This window comes from Devosia sp. UYZn731, assembly GCF_040546795.1.
GTDB lineage: Bacteria > Pseudomonadota > Alphaproteobacteria > Rhizobiales > Devosiaceae > Devosia.
Map to the genome: position 1 here is coordinate 538,430 of NZ_JBEPOL010000002.1, position 14,069 is coordinate 552,498.

The following is a 14,069-nucleotide window of genomic DNA, read 5'->3' on the forward strand; positions in this document are numbered from 1 at the left end:
CCATTACTTCCGTCTTTGTACGTAGGTTACCAAGATATTAAGAAATGCCAATACCAAATCAGGCGCGGTGCAAATTACCGCCGGCCAGTGTCGTTGCTCCCTGCCGGCTGGCACGCTGGCGGCCCGCGTGATAGCAGTCGCCGCATCGGGCTCTAGAGTCTTTTGGGGAATGTCGTGGCCAGCCGACCCACCGAGCGCATCAGTTTCGTCACCAACGGCACGCCGGAGGCCGATGTCGCGGCCCAGCGCCTGCAGCAGCGCTATGGCAACATCGCCTTCGAGTCCGCCGAGGTGGTCGTGGCCCTGGGCGGCGACGGCCTGATGTTGCAGACCTTGCACCGCGTCATGCGCACCAGCGTTCCGGTCTATGGCATGAATTTCGGCTCGGTCGGCTTCATGATGAACGCCTTCTCGGAGGATGACCTGGGCGACCGCTTGGCGGCGGCACAGCAGACCCGGATCTATCCGCTCTCGATGCAGGTGGTCGATACCACCGGCCGCGCGCAGAACGCCCTGGCGCTCAATGAAGTGTCCCTGTTCCGCTCCACCTATCAGGCTGCCAAGATTCAGATCGTCATCGACGGCGAAACCCGGCTGGAAGAGCTGATCTGCGACGGCGTGCTGCTCTCGACGCCTGCCGGCTCCACAGCCTATAACCTGTCGGCCCACGGCCCGATCCTGCCGATCGAGGCCCCACTGCTGGCGCTAACGCCGATCTCGCCGTTCCGCCCTCGCCGCTGGCGCGGTGCTATCCTGGGCAATCGCGCCGTGGTCAAGTTCATCACCCGCGAAGCGGCCAAGCGTCCGGTCAGCGCCGTGGCGGACAACATCGAATTCCAGAATGTCCTTGAGGTCACGGTGCGCGAAGACCGCTCGCATGGCGTGACACTGCTGTTCGATCCCGGCACTAGCCTGGAAGAACGCGTGCTGAGCGAACAGTTCCGCTATTAGGCCGCCGGCAGCGCCAGCCGCTCGTCCAGCATCGGCAGGGCCATCGGGGCATTGGCAATCCCGGCGAACGCCGCCATCACGCCGCGCGCGGCCTTGCGTGCCAGTTGCACATTCTGCTCGCTGAGATAGGCGAAGGCCTCTTCCAGCTGCTCGGGAATGACGCCGCCATGATCGACGATCAGTTCCTCGGTCAGCGCCGTCACCACGTAATGGCGGGCGGCTGCGTCGTCGGCGAGGTCAGCCGCGCGGGCGTGCATCACCAGCTTGGCGAACAGGGCGCGCATCTCCTCCCCCAGCCCGCAACGCACCAGCAGCGCATTCAGCGCCGGCCGGCTGCCGCTCTCCAGCAGCGAAAACACTTTGTCGCGTGGGGTCTGGCCGAGTTCGGCGAGGCAATCGGCGAAAAACATTACATGCCCGGTCACCACCGCGTGCAGCAGCAACCGCGTATTCAATTGGTCGGCCCCGATCAGCCCGGCGGCAAAACCCGTTTGCGCCTTCACCGCCTCGCGTTCGCCGATCGCAGATAGCGCGGTATCGCCGCTATTGCGCAACAGGCGCTCCAACCGGTCACTGGCCAGCGCGCCCTTGACAATGCGCGCATTGCCCAGGGCGGCGGCAACCTTCTGCACCAGCAGAGCCCTGATGCTGGCCGGCAGGTCGCGGCGGCCCAGCAGCGCCCCACGCATCTCGGCATCATGGCCATCGGTTTGCGCCAAAGCTTGCAGCAGTCCCGCACCCACCGGCACATCCGCCCGCCTGAGCAGCCGCAACGTCACCGGACGCTCCTGTCGTCCGATGAGAGCGGCGCCGAGACGTTCGCTGATCCGGCTGCGTTGGCACACCGCCACCAGCATCGACAGATCGAAACCGCGGACCAGCCCCATGATATCGGCATCGATCAGCACCGGCGAATATTGCAGGACGGCGCGCGAAATGATCGAGCTGTCATGCAGCAGCGCCAGCATGATCGGGCGCGGCGCGATATCGGCATGCAGCAGGCCGTAGGCCAAAGCCGCACGCACCTTGACCGAAGGATCATCGAGGAAATTGATCAGCGAGGCGTACAGAGCAGCCTGTTCGTCGGCCGGCCCCTCATGGTTGAGATAGGCCATGGCAGCCAGATGGGCCGCACTGCCACGCTCTTCGCTATCGCTGGATTGAGACAGCCGGACGAAGTCCTTGTACGCAACCATTACACTCTCCGGATACCCGGAGCTGAAGTTAGCCGCGAAGGTTTAAGGAACGGTTCACCATGATTGCGGTGATATCGTCATACGCGTCCTAGAACGCGGCGGCCACAAAGTGAAACAGCCCGGAAGCGATCTGGATCGTCAGAACCAGGAGGCCCCAGGATGCCAGGGCAAGACCGAGAACAGTCCATCCTCTAGGCAGGGAGTTCAATCGATCAGCTACAGCAAAAGCACGACGCATGGCACTCTCCTCGGAGCTGGACGGACGCGGTGATTACTGCGTGAACACCTTTAACAGGCCGTCAATTTGCTTCACGTATTTCGTCTCGACTCAAACTACTCGCGCCCTATTCACTTTATCTCGATCAGGGTAAACGCCTAATTGAGCCGCGCGTTCCTATTTTGCGTAAAGCTGCGTGAAGAACGCGCTACCGCCTGCCCCCACCGGGTTTAGCGGCGATTCCGGGCCGACCTGCTCCTCGTTCTTAAACAGGCCCGTGAACGACATATTGGCCGGCGAAAAGCGCGAGGCCACGACGGGCGCCGCACTGGCAACCGGCTGGCTCGCCAATTGCTGCGCCGCAAAGCCCGACGATTGCCCACCGCCCTCATGCTTGGCGACCAGCGCGCGATATACCTGCCGGATCGTGCGTGGCTGGCCTTCGTCGTAAAAAATGGTCCTGTTAGCCTGCGCCTGGCGCGGAAACAGGTCGGCAGCGATCTGGTCGGGGTTCTGTAGCCCCGCGTTGAACATCCGCTCGGCCCCCTGCGCGCCCAGGAAATGCGCGATATAAAGCTCCCCGGCGCTCGGCTGCCGGCCGAATTTGGCGCTCAGATAGTCGCCATTCGATTTAGTGAACGCGGCCGCGAGATCGGATGCAATCTGCGGGTCCTCGCGAAGCTTGAGGATTTGCGCCCGTGCGTCGGGGTCGCGCACCGTATAGCCGTTGCCGCTCTTTTCGATCTGGTCGGCATATTGCCCATAGCCCAGCCGGGGCCCCTGCTCCTTCATGGTTTGGAGCCAGGTCGTATCGAGGAACTGGAACAGGCCGGTGGCGGACGAGGTCTGAGCCTTCGCCTGCGGATTGAGACTGCTCTCGCGGATCGCGGTTTGCAGCAGGTAGTTAAAGTCCACGCCGTTGCGATCGCCCGCCGAAGTCAGGACATAGGCAAGACTTTGCGGTATCGCGATTGGCTGGACGCCCATTAATCCGTCTCGAAAGAATCGTGTCGGTTAATGAAACACTAACAGCAGTTAACCGCGCGTTAACTTCGGTTCACACTTAGGCCCGCGTCGCCAGTTCCTCGTCGCTGTTGTCATCAGCGCCCGACCGCCACGCGCTGTGGAACGTGGAATCGATGTCCTGCACCAGCACCTCGACCTCGCGCCCCTTTGCCGATTGCAACTTTGCTTCGGCGACCGCCGCCACGATGGCGTCTTCCTTGGTCTCGAACGGGCTCTGGTCGGAGCCGTGAAAGCTCACTTTCCAGTGACTATCGCAGCGCGCGACGATGAAATGATCTGCAACCATGAATGCCTCCCTTGCGCCGGCATAACGCAGGCGCACGCTTTGATGTTGCATCCTACTCCGGCAATTGCCAACGCGATACGATAGTGTCCAGCTTGGGTCGCGGCCGGTCCTCGATCACCGCGGTCGGCGTGCCGATCTGCACGAAGGCCACGAACCGCTCGCCCTCCCGCGCGCCCAGCATGCGGGCCGCTTCTGCGTCCATCGAATACCACCGGCTCACCCAATTGGCCGCGTAGCCCAGTGCGAATGCCGCATTCACCAGGTTGAACGCCACATTGCCGGCGGACAGGAACTGCTCCCATTCCGGCACGCTCGGATGGGCCTTGGGCGATGACAGCACGCCGATTGTCAGCGGCGGCGGCAGGAACCGCCCCAGTTCGCGGTCCAATTCTGCCCCCTCCAGGTTGGGGTTCTTTGCCTTGGCCATCGCCGCCAGCTTTTCACCGATCAGCGCTCGGTCGTCGCCGCTATACAGCACCAGCCGCCACGGATTGAGCTTGCCGTGATCGGGCACGCGCGTGCCGATGGTGAGGATCTGCTCCAGTTCCTCCGCATTCGGCCCCGGCTCCTTGAGAAAGGCCTGCCCCACCGACCTGCGGCTCATCAGATAATCGCGCATCGCTGCATTGGCCGGCATCATCATCTCCTTCTCATCGAAGTCATCCAATAATCAGACTGCGGCGATCACGATAGTCCCCAGTGGCTATTCACATAAAATCGTCTGCGCTGGCGCACAGGGCTGTTCCAAAGTGGCAGCGTCTATGACACAGCTTTTCCCCAATCGCCGCCTATTGCGTCGCGACTCTCCACACACGACGCCAATTTTGGGCGTACCTACCGGGGCCGGGAAAACATATGCGTTCGGGACTAGTCTTTGCCCTTTTGCTGCTCTTGCTGGCGCCCTTGGCGCCTGCGGCTTTCGCCCCGCCGGCATTCGCGCAGGACGCTGCCACCGAAATGCCCCCCATGCCTCGCCCGCGCCCCAATCGCGACGCGACACCGCCAGTGACGCCCCCCGCTGCGCGGACGCCCGCCACTGAGGCCATCAGCGCCCTGACCACGGTGCCGCAACCCGTCTCGCTCAAGGCCCGCATTACCGAGGATGGCACCACCATTCCAGAAGGGCTGGTCTGGCGCATTTTTGGCACCACGCCCGATGCCAATGGCGAACTGGCCTTGGTGGCCAAATCCGACGAAGCCATCGCCTCGGTGGAATTGCCGCCCGGCGAATATGTAGTTCATGTCGCCTATGGCCGCGCCCAGGCCAGCGATACGCTGACGGTCACCGAAGGCGCCAACGAAAAGAGCTTCGTCATCGGCGCCGGCGCCCTGCGGCTCAATTCGGCGATCACCGGCGATATCGCCATCCCCGCCAACCTGCTGAAATTCGACATCCTCACCGCAGGCGACGAAGCCACTCGCACCACAGTTGCCGAAGGCCTGCGACCCAATGAGATCGTCACCCTCAATGCCGGCACCTATCACATCGTCTCCCATTTCGGTGACGTAAACGCCGTGGTGCGGGCCGATCTACGGGTCGAGCCCGGTCAGCTCACCGACGCGACACTCTATCAGAAGGCCAGCCAGATCTCGTTTAAACTGGCCTCCGAGGTCGGCGGCGAGGCCATTGCCGACGTCGAATGGACCGTCAAGACTGCAGACGGCACCACGGTCTTCACCGATCTCGGCGCCTTCCCGGCAACCGTGCTGGCCGAAGGCGAATACCGCGTACTGGCCAAGCAGGGCGAAACCGTCTTCAACCGGGACTTCGAAGTCAAAGCCGGCTCCAGCCAGGAAATCGAAGTGCTGACGACCGCGCACTAGGTCCGTTGCGCCCTAGTTGCTCAGCTTGCTCTGAACCTTGGCATCGACGTTCAGCACGAATTTGAAACTGCCGTCCCATGGACCAGAGTCGCGCGAGGCCACGCCATTGGCCTGCGAGCCGCTATAGCTGGCCTGTCCCGGCATGACCTCGATGACAACGAGGCCGGTTTGCCCCGGTTGCACTGCGCCCGCATGCACGGCTGCGGCGGCTACCGAGGAATCGTCGGTATAAATGCCGTCGCCCCAGACGGTCTCTGCTGTTGATCCCGTGACTTCGAATTCCAGCAAGGTCCCGTTCTGCCCGCGATACAGTCAGGGCCGATGCAGAAATGACGCCAAGCAACGCCATAAATGCGCCGGTCACTATGGTGTGCTGAACTTTGGTCGCCAAAATTATCAAGCCCCGGCCGTCTCGTCGGCTACCGGTTATAGTGCTCACCGCCACACCACTGACAAGCATTTGCGCTCGGCCAGCGGCGGCGCCTTAACATTTGACCAACCCTATGCGCGACGACGCTCTTTGCCTATTGATGGCGACGGCGCGATGGCACAAATTGCGCACCGAACAAGCCCGGAGAGTTAGCCGTGACCTTTGATATCCTGTCCCGCCCCAAACTGGCAGCTTTTGCTGCTGCCTGCCTGCTGACCGTGGCCCTGCCCGCCGGAACCGCAATCGCCAAGGAAAAGATCAAGACGCCGGTCGAGCAAAGCACGCCGGCTGTCTCGACGCCTCCAGAATTCTCGGTCGAAATCGCTGACCTCGACGCCGTGGACTCCAATGTCGATGACACCACGCTGCGGGCCATTTTCAGCGGCGATGTGATCGACAACGCCGATGCGCTGGCCGGCCTCACCGCCACCAGCATTACCATTCCCGATATTACCGTCAGCTTCACGTCCACCGTGGATGGCACGGCCAAGTCCGGGAAAGTCAGCTTCAAGAACGTGGTGCTCGACAATGTCCAGGATGGCGTCGCCGCAAGCGTGTCTCTGGGCGGAGCCGAGCTAAGCGCCGATGAAGACGTGTCGGGCAGCTTCGGCGCCATCTCGGCCACCAATTTCGATATCGGCGGCATGCTCGCCGTCTATGGCCTGGTCGATAACGCCGGGCAGACCGAACTCACCACCCTCTACAGCGATTTCAAGGCCGCAGGCGGCACCATGAACGTCAAGGACGTGGCTTGCCATGTCGGCGCGGTCGAAACGGCCGAGTTCAAGGGCCGCCCGCTGAAATTCTCCTTTGCTGACTTGATGGCGATGTCCCAGTCGATCGAAGCCGAAGGCGAGACCCCATCGCCGCAGACCATCGGCAAGGCGCTGCACATGTATGCCGATATCTTCACCGCCTTTGAATCTTCCCCGGTCACTTTTGGCGGCTTCGATTGCAAGGGCACCGACGAGGATGGCACGCCGCTGGACTTCGCCATTGGCGGCATGACCATGGACGGCATGGCCCCCGGCACCTATCCCGCGATCGCCATGCAGGATTTCCGTATCGCCGTCGAAGGCGACGGTGAGATGAGCATCGCCAATATGGCCTTCAAGGCAATGGACCTCAGCGGCCCGATCGCTGCCGTCGAGGCCGCGCCCGAAGCCATCGACCAGGCCTGGCTCGATGCGAATGCCCGCTCGCTGATCCCGTCCTTTGCCGGGTTCTCGTTCGACGGCTTCAAGATGGATATTCCCAATCCCGACGCCACCGATGAGCGCGTCAAGGCCGATATCGGCGCCTTCGATCTGTCGCTGAGCGACTATCGCAACGGCATCCCGACCAATGTCTCGACCACCGGCGACAGCATCGTGATCGATGTGCCCAAGGATTCCGGCGACGATCAGTTCCAGCAATTGATCGATCTGGGCATCACCTCGGTCAACCTTGGCTTTGCCGTCAAGGCCGCCTGGGACGAAGCAGCCAACGCCATCAACATCGAGGATGTCTCGATCAGTGGCGCCGACCTCGCCACCGTCAAGCTTGCCGGCACCATTGGCAATGCCACCGAGGCCCTGTTCGCTATCGATCCAGACACTTCGCTCGCCGCCGCCATGGGCGTCGTCATCAATAACCTCAAGGTCAACGTGGTCGATGCCGGCCTCTCCGACATAATCCTGAAGCGTGTTTCTACCGAACAGGGCTCCGATGCCGCCAGCATGCGTCCGATCTATGCGGGCCTAGCCGAAGGCACTATTTTGGGCATGCTCGCCGGCGCCGCCGAGGGCCAGAAGGTCGGCAAGGCCGTCAGCGCTTTCATCACCGGCGATGCCAAGGACCTGACCATTGAAATGACCGCCAAGGACCCAGCAGGCCTCGGCCTCGCCGATTTCATGGCCGCCGAACAAGACCCCACAGTCCTGATCGGCAAGACCAATATCACCGCAACGTCGAAGTAATCGAACACAGCGGCCCCGCTCCGGCGGGGCCACTTGCTAACCGTAAAACTGCCGATACCAGGCAACGAGTTTAGCCACCCCATCCTCGATAGAGGTCCGTGGCACCGTGCCAATCAACTGCCGCAACAGCGACACGTCCGAATAGGTTTCCAGCACGTCGCCCTGCTGCATCGGCAGGAATCTGAGCCTGGCCTTCTTGCCCAGCGCCGTCTCGATTGCCGCAATGAAGTCCATCAACTCGCGCGGCTTCCCACCACCCAGATTGACGATCCGGCTCGGTGCCACCGGCGACAGCGTATCGCCCTCCAGCCCCTCGCCCGCAACCGGTGGTCGGCCAATGATCCGCACGATGGCCTCGATCAAATCATCGATATAGGTGAAATCGCGCCGCATCCGGCCTTCGCCATAAACCTCGATGGCCTCGCCCGCCTCGATCGCCCGCACGAATTTCAGCGCCGCCATATCCGGGCGGCCCCAAGGTCCATAGACGGTAAAAAACCGCATGCTGGTCGCCGGGATGCCCCACAGATGCGCATAAGCATGCACCATGGCCTCGCCGCCCTTTTTGGTGGCGGCATAGAGCGAAACCGGATTGTCGGCGCGGTCGGTCTCGGCGAACGGCATCGCGAGATTTCCGCCATAGATCGAACTGGTCGACGCGAACACCAGATGGCGCGGCCGATGTGCCCGTACCGCCTCTAGCAGGTTCGCGGTCCCTACCAGATTGGAGCTGATATAGGTCTGCGGCGCCTCGATGCTGTAGCGAACCCCCGCCTGCGCGGCCAGATGAACCACGACCTCGGCTCCACTGGCGCGCAACGCCTCGGTCAGCCCCGCCGCGTCCTCGAGCATGCCCTGCACGCCCGAAAAGCCCGCCTGCGCCGATAGCAGCGCCATCCGCCCGGCCTTGAGCCCATCATCATAAAACGGCGTCATCCCGTCATAGCCGGTGACACTGTGGCCATCGGCCAGCAACCGCCGCGTCAGATGAAACCCGATAAAGCCGGCACTGCCCGTCACGAATATCTTCACGACGCCTCTTTCAGCGCACCAGCCGCCGCCGCCAGCCCCCATTGCAACAAGGCCCGCGCGCCCGCTTCCGATCCGCTCTCGACGTAGCAGCGCAGCTCCGGTGCATTCCCCGACGCCCGGAAATGCACCATCTCCCCAGCCCGCGTCCAGAACTGCAGCCCATCGATCTGCGACAGGCGGTCAATCTGGTGATCCGGCGCAAAAAACGCCGCGGCGTAGTCCGCATCCGCCGCCAACCGCCTCAACAGCGCCGCGCTTTGCTCTCCCGGCACATGCTCGATCCGGTCACTCGCCGCATATTGCAACGGCAAGCTCTCCACCAGTTCCGCCAACGTCACGCGTTGCCGCGCCGCCAGACCCAGCGCGCTCAACAGCGGCAGCACCGCGTCGCGGGTTGGCAGTGCCGAAATCTCGACGCCGCCCACGGCGACGGACGTGCCCAGCAAGGTGCCGCCATTCGCCTCGAACCCGACAACCACAACAGCGCCATCCGCGACCGCCTCTTCAATGCCCGCCACCACATAAGGCGAGCCCACCCGCGTGCGGATCACCTTAGGGAAAAAGCCCGTCTTCTCGATAGCGCTGTTGGAGGTAACCGGCGTCACCACCGCATCGGCGCCCAGAAAACGCGCGGCCAGCAGCCCCAGCACATCGCCGCGCACAAAGGCGCCTTGCCCATCCATCAGCAGCGGCCGGTCGCCATCGCCATCCGCCGACACAATCGCATCCAGCCGTTCCGAGCCTATCCAGCCCTTGAGCGGCGCAAAAACCGCATCCCCGAACGCCTCGGTATCCACCGCCACAAAGCCATCGACCCGCCCCAGCGGCACGACCTCCGCCCCCGCCCGATGCAGAATGGCGCCAACAATATCGCGCGCCACGCTCGAGTGCTCGAACACCCCGATCCGCCAATCCCGCAGCGTGCCTTCCGGCACCAGATCGGCAAACCGCATGACATAGCGCTCGACTGCCGCCACATGCTCGTGACCGACCAGCGCCGTAGCGTCGGCAATCGCCTCGTCCCGCAGCGCCGCCAGTATCCCCGCCTCGTCGGCTTTGCTGATCTCGCCGCTCGGCGTGTAAAACTTGAGCCCGTTCCGATCCGCCGGAATATGGCTCCCCGTAATCATGATCGAGGGGCTTCGCGCCGCCATGGCGTGCAAGGCCAGCGCCGGAGTCGGCAGTGCTCCACAATCCACCGCCCGCAACCCATGCGCCTCGATCGCCGCCGCACAATCCGCCGTGATCGCCGCGCTCGATGTCCTGAAATCGCGCGCCAGATACACAACGTCGCTGACAATGGCGCCAAGCCCATCAAGATGCCGCAGGAACGCCGCCGTATAACGCCGCGCCGCCTGCCCTTGCAGCTCAACCGCAAGGCCACGCAACCCGCTGGTGCCGAATTTCAGACTATCCATCAATCGCCATCCGGAATGTCGCGCCGCATCGTCTTGGTCACCGAGCGGATGGACTTACCCTCCAGCCGCCGCTTTTTCGAGGCCAGCGTTGGCCGCGTCGCCACTCGGAATTTCGGCGCTACCGCGCCTTCCCTGAGCAACGCCACCAGCCGCTCCTGCGCATCGGCGCGGTTCATCGGCTGGTCGCGATGCGAATTGGCGGTAATCACCAGCACGCCCTGCTTGGTGAGCTTGCGCCCCGCCAGCACCGCCACGCGCCGCTTCATCGGCTCGGGAATATTGGGAGAATTCATCAGGTCGAACCGCAGTTGCACCGCGCTCGACACCTTATTGACGTTCTGCCCGCCCGGCCCGGCACTGCGCACGAACGTCTCCTCCAACTCGCTGGAGTCGATGCTGATCCGGGGGGTGATTTCTATCGGATCAGGCATTCTAAGAGGATACCCCCACCTAACCTCCCCCCTGATAGGAGGAGGAAGATCTAGTTCTTGGCAACATCTCGTCCGACCACCAAACAGTCTCTCCCCTACCAGGGGGAGGTTAGGTGGGGGTCCTTAGTTTCGGTACCGACCGGCGAAGATGATCTCACCCTCGTGAATAGTCAGCCCCTTGATCGTCGCCCGGAACTTGCCGGGCAGTCCCTCCGCAGGAACCACCCAGCCTTTTTTGAGCATACCGGCGAAAACCTTCTCGCCGATATCCTTGAAGTCGTCCGGCCCAAGCGCGTTTTCCTCACCCAAATGGGTCAGCGCCTTGATTTCGCGATTGGACGGACGCTGTGGCATCAGGCCGCCTTGAGGTCCGGCGGGGTTGCGTCCGCCATCAATTCGACCAGCGCATCCATGAACGGCATCACCTTCTGCCCTTCGGTGCCGAGACGGCGCACCGAAACGGTACCCTCCTCGGCCTCGCGCTTGCCGACCACGAACATCAACGGCACCTTGCCCACCGAGTGCTCGCGCACCTTGTAGTTGATCTTCTCGTTGCGCACGTCCAGTTCCGCCCGAATGCCCGCCGCCTTCAACTGGCGCACCAGCTTCTCGGCGGTTTCGTCCGCTTCCGAAACGATGGTCGCGACCACGACCTGCACCGGCGCCAGCCACATCGGCATCTTGCCCGCGTAGGACTCGATCATCATGCCGATGAACCGCTCCAGCGATCCGAGGATCGCCCGATGCAGCATCACCGCATACTTGCGCGAACCGTCCTCGGCCACATAGGTGGCGTCCAGCCGCTCCGGCAGCACATAGTCGAGCTGCAACGTCCCCACCTGCCACGAGCGCCCGATGGCGTCCTTAAGGTGGAATTCCAGCTTGGGCGCATAGAACGCGCCTTCGCCCTCGGCGATCTCAAAATCGTAGCCGGTCGCGCGCAGGGCATCGCCCAACGCCTTCTCGGCCGCATCCCAACGCTCCACGGTGCCGCCGAACTTCTCCGGACGCGTGGCGAGCTTAATCACCACGTCCGAAAAGCCCATATGGGCATAGACCGAATAGAGCAGATGCACGAAATGCTCGGTTTCACTCTGGATCTGGTCTTCCCGACAGAAAATATGCGCGTCGTCCTGCGTCATCTGCCGCACGCGCATCAGCCCATGCAGCGCGCCATGCGCCTCGTTGCGGTGGCAACAGCCAAATTCCGCCATCCGCAGCGGCAGATCGCGATAGCTCTTGATGCCCTGGTTGAAGATCTGGATGTGGGCCGGGCAGTTCATCGGCTTGAGCGCCATGAGGTCGCTCTTGCCGCTCAACACCGGGCCCTCATCTTCCGTGCCGGGCACCTCATCAGGCACCACGAACATGTTTTCGCGATACTTGCCCCAGTGACCGGAGGCTTCCCAGAACTTGGACGACATCAATTGCGGCGTCTTGACCTCGACATAACCCGACGAGTTCAAGCGGCGACGGATATAGGTCTCCATCTGGTTGTAGAGCACATAACCCTTGGGATGCCAGAACACCGATCCCTGCGCTTCCGGCTGGAAATGGTACAAGTCCATCTCCTGCCCGATCTTGCGGTGATCGCGCTTCTCGGCTTCCGCCATCATATGCAGATAAGCGTCCAGCTCTTCCCTGGTGGCAAAGGCCGTCCCATAAATCCGGCTCAACACCGGATTATTGCTGTCGCCACGCCAATAGGCGCCGGCCACCTTGGTCAGCTTGAACGCCGTGCCGATGTCCTTGACCGTGCGCATATGCGGGCCACGGCACAGGTCGATCCACTGGCCCTGCTTGTACATCTTGAGCGACTGGTCGGCCGGAATGGCATCGACCAGCTCGACCTTGAAGTTCTCGCCGCGCGTATTGAAGAACGCCTTGGCCTGATCGCGGCTCCAGATTTCCTTGGTGAAGGCTGCACCGCGATCGATAATCTCGGCCATCTTCTTCTCGATGACCGGAAAATCGTCCTCGCTGAACGGCTCGTCCCGCTTGAAATCGTAGTAGAAGCCGTTCTCGATCACCGGCCCGATCGTCACCTGCGTCGTCGGCCACAGCTCCTGCACTGCTTCGGCGAGCACGTGCGCCGTGTCGTGCCGGATCAGTTCCAGCACGTCCGCCGACCCGCTATCGCGCGTCACGAATTCGATTTTGCCGTCGGCGTCCAGCGCGTCGGACAGATCGCTTAACACGCCGTTCCAGCGCATCGCGACCGTCTTTTTCGCCAGGCTCTTGGAGATGCCTTCGACGATGGTGGTCCCGGTGGTGCCACGCGCATAGTCGCGAGCTGCACCGTCGGGGAACGTCACCTTGATCGTCATTTTCAAATCTCCAGAAATTGGATTGATGCAGCGACCTTCGCTGCAAGGCGGCTTGTCTAGCACGACTGGATTTTATTTCCAGCTTCCATAGGTCCATGGCGCAAACCAATGCGCCCGCTGGGGCACGAACACCGGCACCGGATCATAACCATGCGTCCCGCCTGGCCGGCATCGCACGACCCGCGCCAAGCCCATCCAGCCTCCCGGCCAGAACCCATGCTGCCAGATGGCGTCGCGGGTAAATTCCGAGCAGGTCGGCGCATGCCGGCAGGTCCGCCCCACGAAAGCCGACAGCGTATAGCGATAAATCTGGATCAGCGTGACCGCGACCAGCTTGAACGGCCAATCGATCACCCGCCACATCAGGTCGATGACTCTGTCCATCAACCCGCCGCTCTAACCGATTCTACCGCCTGGATTTTATCCAGCGCCTCAACCATCGCGTCGAACACCAGCAGCGTCGAGGTATGTCGCGGACGATACTCCCGCACCGGCTCGAGATATTTGAGGTCGCTCCACTTGCCCGTCGGCGGCGCTCCATTCTCCTTGAGCATGGCATGCATCTGCGCCCGTAGCGCACGCACCTCGTCGACCGAAGTGCCGACAATCTCCCGCGCCACCACCGCCGCCGAGGTCTGCCCTAGCGCGCAAGCCGAAATTTCGTGCCCATAAGCGACGATGATGCCGTTGCGCACCGCCAGGTCGACCTCGATCACCGAGCCGCAAACCCGGCTCACCTTGCGAGCCGACGCGTCGGGCGCAGTCAACCGCGCCGGCTGCACGGCGTTTGCTGCCAGATCGAGGATTTTTTCGGAATAGAGATCGCTGAGGTCCATAAAACGCACAAATCTGTTTCTTGTCGGCTTGGGTCCGCCCACTTATATAGGGTGTCCCGCGTGGGCTGCCATGGCAAAGAATTATCCTTGCCCACGGGAATCCAATCCACGTCAGCGCATCTAAGTTGTGCCGTAGC

The 14,069-nt window shown here is 62.4% G+C and carries 15 protein-coding genes; 3 read left to right on the plus strand and 12 right to left on the minus strand.

What is annotated here, in order from left to right; all coding sequences use genetic code 11:
- The first annotated feature begins 174 nt into the window (after positions 1 to 174).
- Entirely contained in the window at positions 175 to 951 is a 777-nt protein-coding gene (locus ABIB57_RS07060; protein WP_354039483.1) for an NAD kinase, read from the plus strand.
- Here ABIB57_RS07060 and ABIB57_RS07065 read toward each other — a convergent pair.
- The 4 genes from ABIB57_RS07065 to ABIB57_RS07080 form a co-directional block, all read right to left on the minus strand.
- The gene (locus ABIB57_RS07065) at positions 948 to 2,147 is read right to left on the minus strand and encodes a DUF2336 domain-containing protein (RefSeq protein WP_354039485.1); all 1,200 of its coding nucleotides are present in this window, start codon (positions 2,145 to 2,147) and stop codon (positions 948 to 950) included. The genes ABIB57_RS07060 and ABIB57_RS07065 overlap by 4 nt on opposite strands.
- A gap of 394 nt (positions 2,148 to 2,541) precedes the next feature.
- Positions 2,542 to 3,351 (minus strand): transglycosylase SLT domain-containing protein, encoded by an 810-nt coding sequence (locus tag ABIB57_RS07070; RefSeq protein WP_354039487.1) that lies wholly within the window; start codon positions 3,349 to 3,351, stop codon positions 2,542 to 2,544.
- Between the two features lie 76 nt (positions 3,352 to 3,427).
- Complete coding sequence (locus ABIB57_RS07075) at positions 3,428 to 3,676, minus strand: hypothetical protein (RefSeq protein WP_354039488.1); 249 nt, start codon at positions 3,674 to 3,676, stop codon at positions 3,428 to 3,430.
- Positions 3,677 to 3,728: 52 nt separating this feature from the next.
- Complete coding sequence (locus tag ABIB57_RS07080; protein ID WP_354039489.1) at positions 3,729 to 4,313, minus strand: nitroreductase family protein; 585 nt, start codon at positions 4,311 to 4,313, stop codon at positions 3,729 to 3,731.
- A 218-nt stretch (positions 4,314 to 4,531) separates the two neighbouring features.
- On the opposite strand from ABIB57_RS07080, the gene ABIB57_RS07085 reads away from it, so the two are divergent.
- Positions 4,532 to 5,500, plus strand: coding sequence for an RgsD C-terminal domain-containing protein (locus ABIB57_RS07085; protein WP_354039491.1), 969 nt, complete (start codon positions 4,532 to 4,534; stop codon positions 5,498 to 5,500).
- A gap of 12 nt (positions 5,501 to 5,512) precedes the next feature.
- On the opposite strand, the gene ABIB57_RS07090 is transcribed toward ABIB57_RS07085, so the two are convergent.
- On the minus strand, positions 5,513 to 5,788 hold the full coding sequence (locus tag ABIB57_RS07090; protein WP_354039493.1) for an LCCL domain-containing protein: 276 nt from the start codon (positions 5,786 to 5,788) through the stop codon (positions 5,513 to 5,515).
- A gap of 297 nt (positions 5,789 to 6,085) precedes the next feature.
- On the opposite strand from ABIB57_RS07090, the gene ABIB57_RS07095 reads away from it, so the two are divergent.
- A complete protein-coding gene (locus ABIB57_RS07095) occupies positions 6,086 to 7,888 on the plus strand; it encodes an aq_1923 C-terminal domain (protein ID WP_354039495.1) in 1,803 nt (600 codons plus the stop codon).
- Positions 7,889 to 7,924: 36 nt separating this feature from the next.
- Here the strand turns inward: ABIB57_RS07095 and ABIB57_RS07100 are convergent, their stop codons facing one another.
- The 7 genes from ABIB57_RS07100 to ABIB57_RS07130 form a co-directional block, all read right to left on the minus strand.
- Positions 7,925 to 8,920 carry an NAD-dependent epimerase/dehydratase family protein gene (locus tag ABIB57_RS07100; RefSeq protein WP_354039497.1) on the minus strand — a complete coding sequence of 332 codons (996 nt, stop codon included), beginning with the start codon at positions 8,918 to 8,920 and terminating at the stop codon, positions 7,925 to 7,927.
- Positions 8,917 to 10,338, minus strand: a complete 1,422-nt coding sequence (locus ABIB57_RS07105; protein WP_354039499.1) for a phosphohexomutase domain-containing protein — start codon at positions 10,336 to 10,338, stop codon at positions 8,917 to 8,919. The genes ABIB57_RS07100 and ABIB57_RS07105 overlap by 4 nt, the downstream gene beginning before the upstream one ends.
- A complete protein-coding gene (gene arfB / locus ABIB57_RS07110; RefSeq protein ID WP_354039500.1) occupies positions 10,338 to 10,769 on the minus strand; it encodes an alternative ribosome rescue aminoacyl-tRNA hydrolase ArfB in 432 nt (143 codons plus the stop codon). Before arfB ends, ABIB57_RS07105 begins: the two co-directional genes overlap by 1 nt.
- Before the next feature lie 123 nt (positions 10,770 to 10,892).
- Entirely contained in the window at positions 10,893 to 11,123 is a 231-nt protein-coding gene (locus ABIB57_RS07115; protein WP_354039502.1) for a hypothetical protein, read from the minus strand.
- Positions 11,123 to 13,096: a threonine--tRNA ligase gene (gene thrS / locus ABIB57_RS07120; RefSeq protein WP_354039504.1), complete on the minus strand. Its 1,974-nt coding sequence runs from the start codon at positions 13,094 to 13,096 to the stop codon at positions 11,123 to 11,125. The genes ABIB57_RS07115 and thrS overlap by 1 nt, the downstream gene beginning before the upstream one ends.
- 72 nt (positions 13,097 to 13,168) lie before the next feature.
- Positions 13,169 to 13,480, minus strand: coding sequence for a membrane protein insertion efficiency factor YidD (yidD, locus tag ABIB57_RS07125; protein WP_502914353.1), 312 nt, complete (start codon positions 13,478 to 13,480; stop codon positions 13,169 to 13,171).
- Positions 13,480 to 13,932 (minus strand): iron-sulfur cluster assembly scaffold protein, encoded by a 453-nt coding sequence (locus ABIB57_RS07130; RefSeq protein WP_354039706.1) that lies wholly within the window; start codon positions 13,930 to 13,932, stop codon positions 13,480 to 13,482. Before ABIB57_RS07130 ends, yidD begins: the two co-directional genes overlap by 1 nt.
- Between the last annotated feature and the right edge of the window lie 137 nt (positions 13,933 to 14,069).